Origin of the sequence: Streptomyces glaucescens (assembly GCF_002154375.1) — a bacterium.
GTDB lineage: Bacteria > Actinomycetota > Actinomycetes > Streptomycetales > Streptomycetaceae > Streptomyces > Streptomyces glaucescens.
In genome coordinates, this window is the sequence record NZ_MUND01000166.1 from 1 (window position 1) to 15,900 (window position 15,900).

A 15,900-nucleotide genomic window follows, 5' to 3' on the forward strand; every position below is an offset into this window, starting at 1 on the left:
GAGCTGACCCACCCGGCCCGGCCGCCGCACCCCTTCGGCGTCCGGGCCGGGTGGGTCAGCTCTGGTGGGACTGGTAGTGCGCGACCGCGTCGGAGGTGCGGCCCGCGCCGTAGACCCGGAGGAATTCGGCCAGTTCCGGGTGGGTCGGGGCGAGGGAGTCCGCGGCCTCGATGATGTCGCCCGCGGCGGCCACCGAGCGCAGCAGCGACTGGATCTCGCGGACCACGCGCTTGACCGTGGGCGCCCCCGAACCGTTGGTCGTCTGCGTGGTGTTGCTGAGCACCGAGCCCCCTTGCGACTTCTTGATCTCTTCCATCCGCTCGGTGGCCTCGGCCGCGCTCACGCTGCCGTCCGCGACCTGCCCGGCCAGCTCCTGCAGCAGCTGCACCCGCTGGACCACGGCCGGGTTGCCGATCTTCGCCCGCTGACCGCTCATCAGCTGCGACAGCATCGGTGCCGACAGTCCCAGTACCCCCGCGAGACGAGCCTGGTTGAGACCAAGATCGTCGATGAGCTTGCGGAAGAGCGCCCCCAGCGGCTCCCCATACCAGTTCCGCTGCAGTTCCCGCGCTCTTGCGGTGGCTTCCTGCTGTGCGGCGTCCATTGCGTCTCCCCATCGCTTCCCCAGAAACCGCGGTTCGCTGTAGCGAACCACGCCGAGCATCTTACGGAGAGTGGTCGTTCCCGGGGACCCCCCAATCTTTTTGCGAGATACCGGGGGCGACCCGCTACTCTGGTCTGCGGCGCCCGCCGGTATGCGGTTCCTCCGGCCGGACGTCTCCCTCACGGGGCCTTAGCTCAGTTGGTAGAGCGCCGTCTTTGCATGGCGGATGTCAGGGGTTCGACTCCCCTAGGCTCCACTCCGGGAAAGCCCCTCCGGCTTGCGGTGACGCGAGACGGAGGGGCTTTTGCGTGGGCCGGGCGTGCGGATGCACGAAGCGCACTCGAGTTCGATTCTCGGGGCGTGGGGACCGATGGGCTGGGGCGCGCGCCGACTTGGGCGCTGGGCGGGGCCGACGGCGCTATCCGCGTCCTCCTGCGGCTTCCGCGCCTCACCGGCCCTCTCCGCGTCCCCTCGGGGGGACGACTCTCCCCCTGTGAGTAGGCAGGTCGCCGTCGTGCCGTTCGCCGGCCGCACGGGCCGTCGGCGGGGCTGGATACCGCCCCGGTTCCCGGCTCGCACATGCAACCGGGTTACGTTTGCCAGCCGCGACCGAGCGGGCCATGACGCGACCCGTCACGGACCCGGACTTGGCTTTCGCGAACATTCGCGGAGAGGGGACGCCCTGCCGGTTCCGCCGGTCCCACCGGTTGCGCGTGAAACATCGCTGCGGGGCCGGGGAGCCGCAACTCCCCTGCCCCGCACCGGTCTTCGGGCCGCGGGCGCAGTACTCAGCCGCGCTCGTCCCGGTCGGCGGCCTCCTCCTCGGCTTCCTTGGCCTGGACCTCGGGGTCCACCACCAGCGCCGGGTCGCTGCCGTCCACCGACGTCAGCCGGCCGGACTCGGGCACCTCGGTCGCGGCGGGGGGCTCGACCAGCCAGTCCGGGTTGGCCTGCTTGTCCCACCACTTCCAGGCGGCGAAGGCGCCGCCCCCGATCAGGCCCAGTACCGCCAGGACCTTGAACGCACGGCCGGCCTTCGCGCGGCGCTCGTGCTTGCGGACCAGCTTCTGGATCTCCTCGGGCGTGATCTGGCCGCGGAGCGCGGCCAGCGCTGCGGCGCCCCGAGCCGTCGCCTCGCTCTTCACGGGCCCGGCCGCGGCGACCGCCTGTTCGATCCGGGGCCGGGAATACTCGGCGGCCTGCCGTGCGGCCTTGCGGGTCCGGTAGGCGGCCTCATGGGCGGCGTGGTCGACCTTCGGCGGCACGTGCGAGCGGGCCTGCTCCAGGTACGGCGCGAGATGCACCGCGTACTGGACGCGGGCCTGCCCGGCGGCCTGCGACACCTTGGGCGCGAGGCGCGCACGGGCCTCCTGCGCGTAGAGCGCGGCTCGGTCCTTGGCCGTGTCGGCGTAGGGCGCCACCACTTCCGCGGCGTGCAGCACGCTGTCCTTCGCCGAGCCGGTCGCGGCGCGCACGCTGTCGATGCGGGTCACGGGTTCCTCCTCCTCGGTGGCGTACGGTATTTCGACTTTCCACCCTTTTACGGATCATGCCTGCCGAAGCGTGGTGCGGCATGCGCGGGCGGGCATCCGGGTCACTCCCCGGGCGTACGGGGAGTGCGCCGGAGGGCGACAGGGGGATCGACAAGAGGGCTTACAAAGGATCGACAAGGGGTGAATCCGGGGCAACCGGAACTTGTCGTCGACAATGCCACGGATCGCCGCCGTGTGCTGGCGGACACGGGCGCCGGGCGACGCGGGACCCGGACCGTGCGAGGATCGGGGGGTCACAGGAAGACAACGGAAGGCACATCGTGGCTGAGCAGCTTTACGCCACCCTGAAGACCAACCACGGCGACATCGAGGTCCGGCTCTTCCCGAACCACGCGCCGGAGACGGTCAAGAACTTCGTGGAGCTCGCCAAGGGCGAGCGGCAGTGGACCCACCCGGCCACGGGTGAGAAGTCCACGGCGAAGCTGTACGACGGCACGGTCTTCCACCGGGTCATCAGCGGCTTCATGATCCAGGGCGGCGACCCGCTGGGCAACGGCACGGGCGGCCCGGGTTACCAGTTCAAGGACGAGTTCCACCCGGACCTGCGGTTCGACAAGCCGTACCTGCTGGCCATGGCCAACGCCGGCCCGGGCACCAACGGCTCGCAGTTCTTCATCACCGTCTCCCCGACGGCCTGGCTGAACCGCAAGCACACCATCTTCGGCGAGGTGACCGACGCGGCCAGCCAGAAGGTCGTCGACTCCATCGCGAGCGCCCAGACCAACCCGCGCACCGACCGCCCGCTCAACGACGTCGTCATCGAGACGGTCGTCGTGGAGACCCGCGAGGGCTGACCTTGCGAGAGCCGGCCCGCGAGAGCTGATCCGCGAGAGCCGGTCCGCGAGGGAACCAAACGCCCCCTCCGTCCGTAAGGATGGAAGGGGCGTTTCTCGCTCATGACGACGTAGGGGACCTCATGGACCAGGTGTCGGAAAGTCCGCAGGAGGCGCACAGCCTGCCCGGCTGCTACCGCCACCCGGACCGTGAGACCGGCGTGCGCTGCACCCGCTGCGAGCGGCCGATCTGCCCCGAGTGCATGGTCAGCGCCTCGGTCGGCTTCCAGTGCCCGGAGTGCGTCCGGGGCGGCTCCGGCACCGGGCACCGGCCCGACGCCGCGCAGCCCCGCAATCTCGCCGGAGCGCCCATCGCCGTCACCGGTGACCCCCGGCTGATCACCAAGATCCTGCTCCTGCTCAACCTCGCGGTGTTCATCGGGGTGCACGTCTCCTCGACACTGCTGGGGAAGCTGGTGCTGATCGCCGAGTGGCCGCCGGCGCCCTGGCTCCCCACGCAGGGAGTCGCCGAGGGCGAGTGGTACCGCCTGGTCACGGCGATGTTCACGCACGAGGAGATCTGGCACATCGCCTTCAACATGCTGAGCCTGTGGTTCCTCGGCCCTCCGCTGGAGGAGGCGCTCGGCCGGGTCCGCTACCTCAGCCTCTATGTGCTCTCCGGTCTTGCGGGCAGTGGCCTCGCGTATCTGCTGCAGCCCGCGTCGACGGCCTCCCTCGGCGCCTCGGGCGCGATCTTCGGCCTGTTCGGTGCCACGGCCGTGCTGATGCGCCGCCGCAACTACGACATGCGCCCGGTGATCGCGCTGCTGGCGATCAATCTGCTCTTCACCTTCAGCCCGGGCTTCAGCATCTCCTGGCAGGCCCATATCGGCGGCCTGGTCGGCGGGGTGGTGATCGGCTACGCGATGGTGAACGCGCCGCGGGAGCGGCGGGCGCTGATGCAGTACGGCGCCTGCGCGCTGGTGCTGGCGGCGGTGGTCGGCATGACCTTGCTGCGGACGGCCCAGCTCACCTGAGCACCCCTGCCCACCCCTTGAGCGGGTGGTTGTCCACAGCGTGTGCCCGATCTTGTGCATAGGGTGCGGGAACAGGTGTGCCCCCTGTCCCCGACCCGTGTTCCCGCAGGTCAGACAGGGGGCGAACATCTATTCGGTGGCCGGTAGTTCCGTCACACCGGCGTCAACCCTCGACGAGTTATCCACAGATCGTCGTTCTTTTTCCCCACTGTGGAAAAGGGCTGTGGATAACTCAGTGGATAGCCCTGGGCAGAGCTGTGTTCACGACCCGGCAGGGTCTACTTCCACTGGGTCGAGACACCGAATCCGGCGGCGATGAACCCGAAGCCCACGACGATGTTCCAGTTGCCGAGGGCGTCGATCGGCAGCGAACCGTCGGTCACATAGAAGACGACGATCCAGGCCAGACCGATGAGGAACATCGCGAGCATGACGGGCGCGACCCAGGCGCGGCTGGTCAGCTTGATGCTGGTCGCCTGCTTCGACGGCGGCGGCGTGTAGTCGGCCTTCTTGCGGATACGTGACTTCGGCACGAGGGTCTCTCCTGTCGATGCGCTGCGTGGCCGCGCAGGGATCTGGGTCGGGCTCGGGGCAGCGTACAAGGGGACTCTTAGTGCTCCCCCGGGCGTCCGTTAGCGTAGTGCTTCCGTGGCGCCGAAGGAGATAAGGGTACGTTGAGCAATTCTGCCGACTCCCCTCAGCCGGGATCCAGTGCTGCCCGCAGGGGATCTTTCCGTCCCGTCCGGATCCTCACCGTGGGCGTCTTCGCGCTCGCCGGTCTCCTTTTCTTCACCAGTTTCCACACGGCCAAAGGCACCAATATCCGTACGGATGCGTCCTTGCTGAAGCTTTCCGACCTCATTCAGGAACGCAGTCGCAAGAACGGCGAACTGGACGAGTCCAACGCCGCCCTGCGGGACCAGGTCGAAGCCCTCGCCGAACGCGACGACGGCAGTACCAAGGCCGAGGACGAGAAGCTGGCCGCCCTGGAGAAGAGCGCCGGCACCCAGAAGGTCACCGGCGAGGCCGTCACCGTCACCCTGGACGACGCCCCGCCGAACGCCACGGCCAAGCTCCCCGGCTATCCCGAGCCGCAGCCGGACTACCTGGTCATCCACCAGCAGGACCTCCAGGCCGTGGTGAACGCCCTGTGGCAGGGCGGCGCCGAGGGCATCAAGGTCATGGACCAGCGGCTGATCTCCACCAGCGCCGTGCGCTGCGTCGGCAACACCCTGATCCTCCAGGGCCGCGTCTACTCGCCGCCGTACAAGATCCAGGCGGTCGGCGACCCCGACAGGCTGCAGAAGGCGCTCGCCGAGAGCCCGGCGATCCAGAACTACATGGTGTACGTCAACGTCTACGGCCTGGGCTGGAAGGTCGAGGAGAACGGGACGGTGACCCTGCCCGGCTACTCCGGCACGGTGGACCTGCACCACGCGAAGCCCGTGGAGTAGGCCCGGACGAGCCGTCCGGAAGGCAGGCCGGCCCGAGGCCCCGCGCCGCTAGTCTGGTGCCGTACGGCGTGAGTCTGGTGCCGTGGTACGACGGAAGGGACGGCATGTACGGCTGGATCTGGCGGCATCTGCCGGGCAACGTGTGGGTGAAGGCGCTGATCTCACTGGTCCTGATCCTGGCCGTGGTCTACGTCCTCTTCCAGTACGTCTTCCCGTGGGCGGAACCGCTTCTTCCCTTCAACGATGTGACGGTGGACAGCCAGTGAGCGCGCGCATTCTCGTCGTCGACAACTACGACAGCTTCGTCTTCAACCTGGTCCAGTACCTGTACCAGCTGGGCGCCGAGTGCGAGGTGCTCCGCAACGACGAGGTGTCGACCACGCACGCCCAGGACGGCTTCGACGGCGTGCTGCTGTCGCCCGGCCCCGGAGCGCCCGAGCAGGCGGGGGTCTGCATCGACATGGTCCGCCACTGCGCGGCGACCGGCGTGCCCGTCTTCGGGGTCTGCCTGGGCATGCAGTCGATGCAGGTGGCGTACGGCGGCGTGGTCGACCGGGCGCCCGAACTGCTGCACGGCAAGACCTCGCTGGTCGAGCACGAGGGCAAGGGCGTCTTCGCGGGCCTGCCCTCGCCGTTCACCGCGACCCGCTACCACTCCCTGGCCGCCGAGCCGCCGACCGTCCCGGCCGAGCTGGAGGTCACCGCGCGGACGCGGGACGGCATCATCATGGGCCTGCGCCACCGCGAACTGCCCGTCGAGGGCGTCCAGTTCCATCCCGAGTCGGTGCTCACCGAGCACGGGCACCGCATGCTGGCCAACTGGCTGGCGGAATGCGGCGACCAGGGCGCGCCGGCCCGCTCCGAGGGGCTGGCCCCGGTGGTGGGCAGGGCCACGGCGTGACCGCGCTGCGCCCCGAGCGCGAGAGCACCTCGTACGGGCAGCAGCCGTACGAGGACTCCGGCGCGCTCGGGGACGCGCAGGCGCAGACGCGGTACCTGCCGGCGTACGACGACACCGCCCCGTACGAGCCGCCCGCCGACGACGAGACGGTGGCGCTGCGCCGCGCCGAGCCGCCCGGTGACCCCGTTCCGGCCCGCCGGGCCCCCTCCGGGCCCGCCGCCGCACCCGGCGGCCGAGCGGCCCGCAGAAGGGCCGCCAAGGGGCGTCACGGGCGCCGTCGCAAGGGCGCGGCTCCCGAGCCCGCCGTGGAGAGCGAGGGCGGCGAGCCGAGGGCCCCGCTCTCCCGGGTCGAGGCCCGCCGCCTGGCGAAGGCCCGCAAGCCCGGCCCGGGAGTGATCGCCAGCCGGGTGATCGGCGAGGTGTTCATCACCACCGGCGTGCTGATGCTGTTGTTCGTCACCTACCAGCTGTGGTGGACGAACGTCCGGGCGCACGCCCAGGCCGGCAACGAGGCGAGCCAGCTCCAGGACGACTGGGCGAGCGGCAGGCGCAACCCCGGCGCCTTCGAACCGGGCCAGGGCTTCGCCCTGCTGCACATCCCCGAGCTGGACGTCGTCGTCCCGATCGCCGAGGGCATCAGCAGCAAGAAGGTGCTGGACCGCGGCATGGTCGGGCACTACGCCGAGGGCGCCCTGAAGACGGCCATGCCCAGCGCCAGGACCGGCAACTTCGGGCTGGCGGGCCACCGCAACACGCACGGCGAGCCGTTCCGGTACATCAACAGGCTCCAGCCGGGCGACCCGATCATCGTCGAGACGCAGGACACGTACTACGTCTACAAGACGGCGTCGATGCTCCCGGTGACCCCGCCGAGCAATGTGAGCGTGCTCGATCCCGTGCCGAAGGGCTCGGGGTTCACCGCTCCCGGCCGGTACATCACCCTGACCACCTGCACGCCGGAGTTCACCAGCAAGTACCGGCTGATCGTCTGGGGCAAGATGGTCGAGGAACGGCCGCGCAGCAAGGGCAAGCCGGATGCGCTCGTCAGGTAAGGGCAGATGACTCGTGGCAGCGACCACCGACGACACCGAAGAGCACACGGCGGCGCCCGGGACCGCGCCCACGCCCCGCCGCCGCCCCGGCAGGATCGCGGCGGCGGTCGGTGTCCTCGGCGAACTCCTCATCACCGCGGGTCTGGTGCTCGGCCTGTTCGTCGTCTACTCGCTGTGGTGGACGAACGTCCTCGCCGACCGCGAGGCGGACCGGGAGGGCGACAGGGTCCGCGACACCTGGGCCCATGAGGGCAGCGGCGGGCCGGGCGCCCTGGACATCCGGGACGGCATCGGCTTCCTGCACGTGCCGGCCATGAACAAGGAAGAGATCCTGGTCAAGAAGGGCACCTCGGCCAAGATCCTCAACAACGGTGTCGCCGGCTACTACACCGACCCGGTCAAGGCGACCCTGCCGACCAGCGGCAGGAACGGCAACTTCGCCGTCGCCGCCCACCGCGACGGGCACGGCGCCGAGTTCCACAACATCCACAAGCTGAAGAAGGGTGACCCGATCGTCTTCGAGACGAAGGACACCTGGTACGTCTACAAGGTCTACGCCACCCTCCCCGAGACCTCGAAGTACAACGTCGAGGTCCTCGACGCGGTCCCCAGGGAGTCCGGGCGGAAGAAGGCCGGCAAGTACATCACCCTGACCACCTGCACCCCGATCTACACCAGCCGCTACCGGTACATCGTCTGGGGCGAACTGGAGCGGGTGGAAAAGGTCGACGAGGACCGCACCCCGCCGCGGGAGCTGCGCTGACGCGGGAGCCACCGCGCTGCACCCACGGGAAAGTCCCGGCCGCCCTCTCGGGCCGCCGGGACTTTTCCGTACTGCCGGGGTGCGCCGGTCAGCCGCCGTCGCCGCCTCCGAAGAAGCCGCCTCCGCCGTTGCCGTTGCCCCCGCCGTTGTTGCCGCCGCCGAAACCGATGGTCGTCAGCGTGATCGTCGTCTGGCCCGGGTTGTCGACCTCGTTGCCGCCGTCCGGATCCTGGTCGATCACCAGCGCGGTGTCGCTCTGGTCGCTGCCGCCCGCGAACTGGATGCTGGTGAACCCGGCCGCGGCCAGCTCCTGCTTCGCCTGGCCGACCGTCTTGTTGCGGACGTCCGGGACCTTGGTCTTCTGCTGCTGGAGCTTGCCGATCTTGATCGTCACCGTCGAGCCCGGGTCGACGGCGGTGCCGGCCGGCGGGGTGGTCTCGATGACCTTGCCGTCCTGGTTCGGGTCGGCGGTCGGGACCTCGGTGCACTCACCGGCCAGTCCGTTGGCCTGGAGCTGCGCCTTCGCCTCGTCACAGGAGCCGGAGACCGGCGGTACCGTCGCCTGCTCCTTCTCCTTCGCGACGATCAGCGTGATCGTGGAGCCCTTCTGGACCTCCTGGCCGGAGACGGGGTCCTGTTCGAGGACGGTGCCGGGCTCCTCCGGGGACTCCTTGCTCTCCGTCTCGACCTTGAAGCCGTACTTGTCGTCCTCCAGCTTCGACTTGGCCTCTTCCAGGCTGTCGCCGATCACACTGGGCACGGCGACCTTGGGAGCGCCGGTGGAGACCACCAGGCTGACCGTGGAGTCCTTGTCGACCTCGGCGTCCTGCGGCGGGTTCTGCTCGCAGACGTGGCCCTTCGGCTGCTCCTCGCAGGGCTTCTCCTCGAAGGCCAGCTGAAGGTCGGAGTTGAATGCCCGCTTCTCCGCGTCGGCCTTGGTCAGGCCGACGAACTGCGGCACCGACACCTTGTCGTCGCCCGCGCCTTCGCCGCTGAACGCGAACTTGCCGATGAGGATCGCGCCGACGAGGACCAGCACCGCGGCGACGACCAGCAGGACCGTCGAGGTGCTGGACTTCTTCTGACGGCGCCGGTCGGGGCGGTCGTCGTAGCCGTAGCCGGCGTCGTCCGGGTTCATCGGGGGCAGCATCGAGGTGGCGCCGCCGTCGGTGGAGCGCAGGGCCGTCGTCGGCTGGTCGTCCGGGTAGCCGCCGTAGCCCACGGAGCCCATCGCGGCGGTGGCCGCGACGGGGGCGCCGTCGAGGCAGGCCTCGATGTCGGCGCGCATCTCGTCGGCCGACTGGTAGCGGTAGTTCGGGTCCTTGGTCAGCGCCTTGAGGACGATGGCGTCCATCTCCGGCGTGATCTCGGGGTCGAACACCGACGGCGGCTGCGGCTCCTCCCGCACGTGCTGGTACGCGACGGCGACCGGGGAGTCGCCGACGAACGGCGGGCGCACCGTCAGCAGCTCGTAGAGCAGGCAGCCGGTGGAGTACAGGTCCGACCGCGCGTCGACCTGCTCGCCCTTGGCCTGCTCCGGGGAGAGGTACTGGGCGGTGCCGATCACGGCTGCGGTCTGGGTCATGGTCATCCCGGCGTCGCCCATGGCGCGGGCGATGCCGAAGTCCATCACCTTGACCTGGCCGTTGCGGGTCAGCATGACGTTCGCCGGCTTGATGTCGCGGTGGACGATGCCGTTGCGGTGGGCGTACTCCAGGCCCTGGAGGATGCCGATGGTCATCTCCATGGCGCGCTCCGGCAGCAGCTTGCGGCCGGAGTGCAGCAGTTCACGGAGCGTGGAGCCGTCGACGTACTCCATCACGATGTACGGGATCGAGACCCCGTCGATGTAGTCCTCGCCCGTGTCGTAGACCGCGACGATCGCGGGATGGTTGAGCGAGGCGGCCGACTGGGCCTCCCGGCGGAACCGGGCCTGGAAGGACGGGTCGCGCGCGAGATCGGCGCGCAGCGTCTTCACCGCCACGGTGCGGCCGAGGCGCGTGTCATGGGCGAGATATACCTCTGCCATGCCACCGCGGCCGAGCACCTGGCCCAGCTCGTACCGGCCGCCGAGGCGACGCGGCTCTTCCATAGCTTCCTACCAGCCCTCTCCGTCGGTCCCGACCGTTCACTCGTGCGGTCGGAGGTGCCGTCCGGGCCCTACCGTACCCGGCTCGCTTTCTGTGACCTGGCCAAGCCCGTCACCCGATACAGGACCGGTATCGCAACGTGCACCGATGTGAAGGGGACGTGAGCGGGGTCACTTCCGGTTGCCGATGACCGCCTCCATCACGCTCTTGGCGATGGGGGCCGCGAGACCGCCGCCGGAGATGTCTCCGCGGTCGGCCTCCTCGTCCTCGACCACCACGGCGACGGCGACCGGGGAGCTGCCGTCGCTGAGCTTGGCGTAGGAGATGAACCAGGCGTACGGCTTCTCGCTGTTGTCGACACCGTGCTGGGCGGTACCGGTCTTGCCGCCGACCTTGACGCCGTCGATCTTGGCCGTGGAGCCGGTGCCCTCCTCGACGACGGTCTCCATCATCGACTGGAGCTTCTGCGCGTTCTCCTCCGACAGCGGCCGGCTCAGCTCCTCCGGGTCCGTCTGCTCGAGGGTGTCGAGGTTCGGCGCCTGGAGCTTGTCGACCATGTACGGCTTCATCAGGGAGCCGTCGTTGGCGACCGCCGAGGCGACCATGGCCATCTGCAGCGGGGTCGCGGCGGTGTTGAACTGGCCGATGGAGGACAGCGCGACCTCGGAGGGCGCCATGTCCTCGGAGAAGACCGAGGCGTTGGCGCGCACCGGCGTGAACTGCTCGGTGGTGAAGCCGAAGTCCTTGGCCTTCTCCAGCATCTTGTCGTTGCCGATCTCGGAGCCGACCTTGCCGAAGACGGTGTTGCAGGACCACTGGAGCGCGACCCGCAGGGTGGCGTTCTTGCAGGGGTGGTTGCCGTCGTTCTTCAGCGGGGTGGTGGTGCCGGGCATGGTCCACGGCAGCGGGGTGTCGGTCGGCTCGTCCGGGTCCGGGTACTTGCCGTACTCCAGCGCGGCGGCGGCGGTGACGACCTTGAACGTGGAGCCCGGCGGGTAGGTCTCGCGCAGGGCCCGGTTGAGCATCGGGTCGTTCGGGTTGTTCTTCTTCTGGAGCTTGTTCCAGGCCTTCTGGTCGTCGTCGGAGTAGCCGGCGATCGTCGACGGGTCGTACGACGGGTAGGAGGCCAGCGCCAGGATCTTCCCGGTGGACGGCTCGATCGCGGCGACGGCGCCCTTGCCGCGCTCCTTCAGGCCCTCGTACGCCGCCTTCTGCGCGGCGGCGTTGAGGGTGGTGACGACGTTGCCGCCTTCCTTCTTCTCCCCCGTGAGCATGTCGAGGGTGTTGCGGAAGAAGAGCCGGTCGTCGTTGCCGGTGAGGATGCCGTCCTCGAGGTTCTCCAGCTGGTTGGTGCCGAAGGCCTGGGAGGCGTAGCCGGTGACGGGCGCCCACATGGGGCCGTCCTTGTAGGTGCGGACGTACTCGAAGTCGCCGCGCTCGGCCTTCTTGGAGCCGGTGATCGCCTTGCCGTCGACGATGATGTCGCCGCGCGGGGTGGCGTAGCGCTCGATGGCCACCCGGCGGTTGTCGGTGTCCGACGCCAGTTCGTCCGCGCGGACGTACTGGAGCCAATTGTCGCGGATCAGCAGCGTCAGCATGAGCAGCCCGCAGAAGATCGCGATCCGTCGCAGGGGCTTGTTCACGGGCGGACCACCTGGGTCATCTCGGCATCGGGGTTGGGGGCGGGGGACGGGGCCGGGCGGCGCGCGGTGTCGCTGATCCGCAGCAGGATGCCGATCAGCGCCCAGTTGGCCAGCACGGACGAACCGCCGTACGCGAGGAACGGCATCGTCATACCGGTCAGCGGGATGAGGCCCATCACACCGCCGGCCACCACGAAGACCTGGAGCGCGAAGGCGCCGGACAGGCCGATGGCGAGCAGCTTGCCGAACGGGTCGCGGGCGGCGAGGGCGGTGCGCACGCCGCGCTCCACGATCAGTCCGTAGATCAGCAGGATCGCCATCACGCCGGCCAGGCCCAGCTCCTCGCCGAAGGTAGCGAGGATGAAGTCGGAGTTGGCGGCGAAGCGGATCAGCTCGGAGTGGCCCTGGCCCCAGCCGGTGCCGAGGGTGCCGCCGGAGCCGAACGCCCACAGCGCCTGCATGGCCTGCTCGGAGTGGCCGACGACGCCCTGCCGGGAGAGCATGTACTCGCGCATCGGGTCCAGCCAGGCGTCCACGCGCTGCTGGATGTGCGGCTCGAAGCTCGCCACGCCGACGGCGCCGACCGCGGACATCAGCAGACCGAAGACGATCCAGCTGGTCCGCTCGGTGGCGACGTACAGCATGATGACGAACATTCCGAAGAACAGCAGCGAGGTGCCGAGGTCGGTCTCGAAGACCAGGATGAGGATCGAGATCGCCCAGACGACCACGATCGGGCCGAGGTCGCGGCCGCGCGGCAGGTACAGGCCCATGAACCGGCGGCTGGCGAGCGCCAGGGCGTCCCGCTTCACCATCAGGTAGCCGGCGAAGAAGACGGCGAGGACGATCTTCGCGAACTCACCGGGCTGGAGGGTGCCCAGGCCGGGGATCTTGATCCAGATCTTCGCGCCGAAGACGTCCGTGCCCAGGCCCGGCACCAGCGGCAGGATCAGCAGCACCAGGGCGACGAACATCGAGATGTAGGTGTAGCGCTGCAGGACGCGGTGGTCCTTCAGGAAGATCAGCACCCCGATGAACAGGGCGATGCCCAGCGCGGTGTACAGCAGCTGCCGGGGCGCGGCCGTGACGAAGGTGGGCAGCGACTGCAGCAGCTTCGACTGGTCCAGCCGCCAGATCGCGACCAGTCCCAGCCCGTTCAGCAGGGTGGCCAGCGGCAGCAGCAGCGGATCCGCGTACGGCGCGAACTTCCGTACGACGAGATGCGCGATACCGGCCAGCAGGCCGAGGCCCAGGCCGTAGCTCAGCAGACCGGACGGCACCTGCCCGTTGATCGCGAGGCCCACATTGGCGTACGCGAAGACCGGGATGACCACCGCGAAGACCAGCAGGGCCAGCTCGGTGTTGCGGCGGCTCGGCGTACCGATGGAGCCGATCGTGGACGTGTGGTGCGTCGGCGTGTTGGTAGTACTGCTCATCGTGTGACAGGGCCTCTCACGGCTTGCCTACTGCTTACCGCACAGCGAGACGACCTTCTGCTCTTCCTCCGAGAGGCTGGGGCCGGGGCTGGGAGTGGCGGTCGGGGTCGCGGACGCGGACGGGTTCGGGGACACCGAGGGGCTCGGCGATGCCTTGGACGTAACGGAGGTGCGGGTGGTTCCCGTGGCGCCGCCGGCCTCGCCCTCGCCGGTGCGCGCGTTGTTCTCGCGCTCGGCGGCGCGCTGCTCCGCCTGCTTGCGGCATGCGGAGGCCTGCACGGCCAGTTCGCCGATCTTCGCCCGGGCGTTCTTCAGGCTGCCTTCGGTGATCGTCCCCTCGACCAGTTTCCGCTGGTAGGGAGGCAGGTACTTGAGTTCGATCTCCGGGTGGTCCTTCTCCACCTCGGACAGCGACACCCAGGCCAGGTCCTGGCTGATGCCGCGGTACAGGGCGACGTGCTCGCCGTTGGCGCCCACGTAGTACTGGGTCTGGGTCCAGCGGTAGCCGCCGTAGAGGCCGCCGCCGACCACGGCCAGCGCGAGGACGCCGTAGAAGGACCGTTTGAGCCACCGGCGGTTCTTGCGCGGTTTGGTGAAGTCGTCCTCGTCGTAGTCGCCGAAGCCGCCCGCGGGGATGAAGCCGGTGACGTCGCCGGAGCCCGGCGGGCCGAACTCGCCGCCGCCGCCCTGGCCGGGCACCTGGCGGCCGAGGCCGGAGGCGCGGCCGGCGGGGGTCTGCATGATGCCGTTGTCGGACAGCTGGTGCTGGTTCTCGGCGACCGCGCCGACCACCACCGGGGTGTCGGACAGCTGCCCGGCGAGGGTGTCGCCGGTGTCCAGGTCGAGGACGTCCGCGACGATCACCGTGATGTTGTCGGGGCCGCCGCCGCGCAGCGCGAGCTGGATCAGCTCCTGCACGGTCTCCTGCGGGCCCTGGTAGCTGGCGAGGGTGTCCTCCATCGTCTGGTGGGAGACGACCCCGGACAGCCCGTCGGAGCAGATCAGGTAGCGGTCACCGGCCCGGACCTCGCGGATCGACAGGTCGGGTTCCACGTGGTCGCCGCTGCCGAGGGCGCGCATCAGCAGGGAGCGCTGCGGGTGGGTGGTGGCCTCTTCCTCGGTGATCCGGCCCTCGTCGACCAGCCGCTGCACCCAGGTGTGGTCCTGGGTGATCTGGGTGAGGACGCCGTCGCGCAGCAGGTAGGCGCGCGAGTCGCCGACGTGCACCAGGCCGAGCCGCTGGCCGGTCCACAGCAGGGCGGTGAGCGTGGTGCCCATGCCCTCCAGGGACGGGTCCTCCTCGACCATCTGCCGCAGCTGGTCGTTGGCCCGCTGCACGGCCACGCCGAGCGAGGTGAGCACGTCGGAGCCGGGGATGTCGTCGTCGAGGGCGACGATGGTGGAGATCGCCTCGGAGGAGGCGACCTCGCCGGCGGCGGCGCCGCCCATGCCGTCGGCGATGGCGAGCAGCCGGGGGCCCGCGTAACCCGAGTCCTCGTTGCCCTCGCGGATCATGCCCTTGTGCGAACCGGCGGCGAAGCGCAGTGACAGACTCATGCGCACCTCGCCCGTCGGCTCCGGGTACAGCCGATCGTGTCGAGCCACACTGCCCACCCTCCGGTCGGGAGCGCGCCGGGGCCCCGGGTGTGGACCGCCGCTGCGTGCTCGCTCCGCTCGCGCTCATTCATGACGTAGCACTACTTCCGCAGCTCGATGACGGTCTTGCCGATGCGGATCGGCGCACCCAGCGGGATCGGCGTCGGAGTCGTGAGGCGGGACCGGTCCAGGTACGTGCCGTTGGTGGACCCGAGGTCCTCGACGATCCACTGGCCGTCCCGGTCCGGGTAGATCCTGGCGTGCCGGCTGGAGGCGTAGTCGTCGTCCAGCACGATGGTGCTGTCGTGCGCCCGGCCCAGCGTGATGGTCTGGCCCTGCAGCGCGACGGTGGTGCCCGTGAGGGTGCCCTCGGTCACGACCAGCTTGGTGGGAGCGTTGCGGCGGGCGCGGCCGCCCGCGGGCTGCTGGCGCTGCTGCGGCGGCGCCTGGCGTGCTGCGGACTGCTGCGGCCGGCCGGCGTCCCGCCGGGATGCGCGCTGAGTGACGCGCGTACCGAACAGGTCGCTGCGGATGACCTGCACGGCCACGATCACGAACAGCCACAGTACGGCCAGGAAACCCAGCCGCATGACCGTGAGGGTCAGCTCTGACATTGCCCCCGGATCACCCTTCGGCTTGCCTATAGATAACGGTGGTGCTGCCCACGACGATCCGCGAGCCGTCGCGGAGCGTAGCGCGGGTGGTGTGCTGCCCGTCCACCACGATGCCGTTGGTGGACCCGAGATCCTGGATCGTCGAGGGCGTTCCGGTCCGGATCTCGCAGTGCCGGCGGCTCACGCCGGGGTCGTCGATCCGCACGTCGGCGTCGGTGCTGCGGCCCAGCACCAGCGTCGGGCGGGAGATCTGATGGCGGGTGCCGTTGATCTCGATCCAGTAGCGGGTGCGTCCGCCGGCCGCCGGCGCGGCGGGAGGACGCTGGCCGGCCGCGGCCGGCGGATAGCCGTAGCCGCCGGGGCGGGCCCCGGGCGGTGGGGCGG

The 15,900-nt window shown here is 69.8% G+C and carries 16 protein-coding genes and 1 tRNA gene; 8 read left to right on the forward strand and 9 right to left on the reverse strand.

Annotated elements, in window-relative coordinates:
• Positions 1-55: 55 nt before the first annotated feature.
• Entirely contained in the window at positions 56-604 is a 549-nt protein-coding gene (locus tag CCN42_RS12540) for a helix-turn-helix domain-containing protein (RefSeq protein WP_086169332.1), read from the reverse strand.
• Between the two features lie 183 nt (positions 605-787).
• On the opposite strand from CCN42_RS12540, the gene CCN42_RS12545 reads away from it, so the two are divergent.
• Positions 788-860 (forward strand) — tRNA-Ala (locus tag CCN42_RS12545).
• Between the two features lie 532 nt (positions 861-1,392).
• On the opposite strand, the gene CCN42_RS12550 is transcribed toward CCN42_RS12545, so the two are convergent.
• The gene (locus CCN42_RS12550) at positions 1,393-2,097 is read right to left on the reverse strand and encodes a DUF5324 family protein (RefSeq protein WP_086735420.1); all 705 of its coding nucleotides are present in this window, start codon (positions 2,095-2,097) and stop codon (positions 1,393-1,395) included.
• A 320-nt stretch (positions 2,098-2,417) separates the two neighbouring features.
• On the opposite strand from CCN42_RS12550, the gene CCN42_RS12555 reads away from it, so the two are divergent.
• Both CCN42_RS12555 and CCN42_RS12560 read left to right on the forward strand, forming a co-directional pair.
• Positions 2,418-2,951 (forward strand): peptidylprolyl isomerase, encoded by a 534-nt coding sequence (locus CCN42_RS12555; RefSeq protein ID WP_086169330.1) that lies wholly within the window; start codon positions 2,418-2,420, stop codon positions 2,949-2,951.
• A gap of 122 nt (positions 2,952-3,073) precedes the next feature.
• Positions 3,074-3,967, forward strand: coding sequence for a rhomboid family intramembrane serine protease (locus tag CCN42_RS12560; protein WP_086735421.1), 894 nt, complete (start codon positions 3,074-3,076; stop codon positions 3,965-3,967).
• A 278-nt stretch (positions 3,968-4,245) separates the two neighbouring features.
• Here CCN42_RS12560 and crgA read toward each other — a convergent pair whose 3' ends face one another.
• A complete protein-coding gene (crgA, locus tag CCN42_RS12565; RefSeq protein WP_086169328.1) occupies positions 4,246-4,500 on the reverse strand; it encodes a cell division protein CrgA in 255 nt (84 codons plus the stop codon).
• A gap of 141 nt (positions 4,501-4,641) precedes the next feature.
• Here crgA and CCN42_RS12570 point away from each other — a divergent pair, with 141 nt between their 5' ends.
• From CCN42_RS12570 to CCN42_RS12590, 5 genes are all read left to right on the forward strand, one after another.
• Entirely contained in the window at positions 4,642-5,421 is a 780-nt protein-coding gene (locus CCN42_RS12570; RefSeq protein WP_086735423.1) for a DUF881 domain-containing protein, read from the forward strand.
• A gap of 68 nt (positions 5,422-5,489) precedes the next feature.
• A complete protein-coding gene (locus CCN42_RS12575) occupies positions 5,490-5,687 on the forward strand; it encodes a hypothetical protein (protein WP_208869021.1) in 198 nt (65 codons plus the stop codon).
• On the forward strand, positions 5,684-6,322 hold the full coding sequence (locus CCN42_RS12580; RefSeq protein ID WP_043502438.1) for an aminodeoxychorismate/anthranilate synthase component II: 639 nt from the start codon (positions 5,684-5,686) through the stop codon (positions 6,320-6,322). The genes CCN42_RS12575 and CCN42_RS12580 overlap by 4 nt, the downstream gene beginning before the upstream one ends.
• Positions 6,319-7,374 carry a class E sortase gene (locus tag CCN42_RS12585; RefSeq protein WP_086735425.1) on the forward strand — a complete coding sequence of 352 codons (1,056 nt, stop codon included), beginning with the start codon at positions 6,319-6,321 and terminating at the stop codon, positions 7,372-7,374. The genes CCN42_RS12580 and CCN42_RS12585 overlap by 4 nt, the downstream gene beginning before the upstream one ends.
• Before the next feature lie 13 nt (positions 7,375-7,387).
• On the forward strand, positions 7,388-8,137 hold the full coding sequence (locus CCN42_RS12590) for a class E sortase (RefSeq protein ID WP_086735427.1): 750 nt from the start codon (positions 7,388-7,390) through the stop codon (positions 8,135-8,137).
• Positions 8,138-8,225: 88 nt separating this feature from the next.
• Here the strand turns inward: CCN42_RS12590 and pknB are convergent, their stop codons facing one another.
• From pknB to CCN42_RS12625, 6 genes are all read right to left on the reverse strand, one after another.
• Positions 8,226-10,229, reverse strand: a complete 2,004-nt coding sequence (pknB, locus tag CCN42_RS12595; protein WP_086735429.1) for a Stk1 family PASTA domain-containing Ser/Thr kinase — start codon at positions 10,227-10,229, stop codon at positions 8,226-8,228.
• Positions 10,230-10,397: 168 nt separating this feature from the next.
• Complete coding sequence (locus CCN42_RS12605) at positions 10,398-11,870, reverse strand: peptidoglycan D,D-transpeptidase FtsI family protein (protein WP_086735433.1); 1,473 nt, start codon at positions 11,868-11,870, stop codon at positions 10,398-10,400.
• On the reverse strand, positions 11,867-13,306 hold the full coding sequence (locus CCN42_RS12610) for an FtsW/RodA/SpoVE family cell cycle protein (protein ID WP_086735435.1): 1,440 nt from the start codon (positions 13,304-13,306) through the stop codon (positions 11,867-11,869). The genes CCN42_RS12605 and CCN42_RS12610 overlap by 4 nt, the downstream gene beginning before the upstream one ends.
• A gap of 27 nt (positions 13,307-13,333) precedes the next feature.
• Entirely contained in the window at positions 13,334-14,863 is a 1,530-nt protein-coding gene (locus CCN42_RS12615; protein ID WP_086735437.1) for a Stp1/IreP family PP2C-type Ser/Thr phosphatase, read from the reverse strand.
• Positions 14,864-15,003: 140 nt separating this feature from the next.
• A complete protein-coding gene (locus CCN42_RS12620) occupies positions 15,004-15,516 on the reverse strand; it encodes an FHA domain-containing protein FhaB/FipA (RefSeq protein WP_086169320.1) in 513 nt (170 codons plus the stop codon).
• A gap of 10 nt (positions 15,517-15,526) precedes the next feature.
• The coding region (locus CCN42_RS12625) for an FHA domain-containing protein (RefSeq protein ID WP_143661902.1) at positions 15,527-15,900 on the reverse strand (374 nt) is incomplete at its 5' end.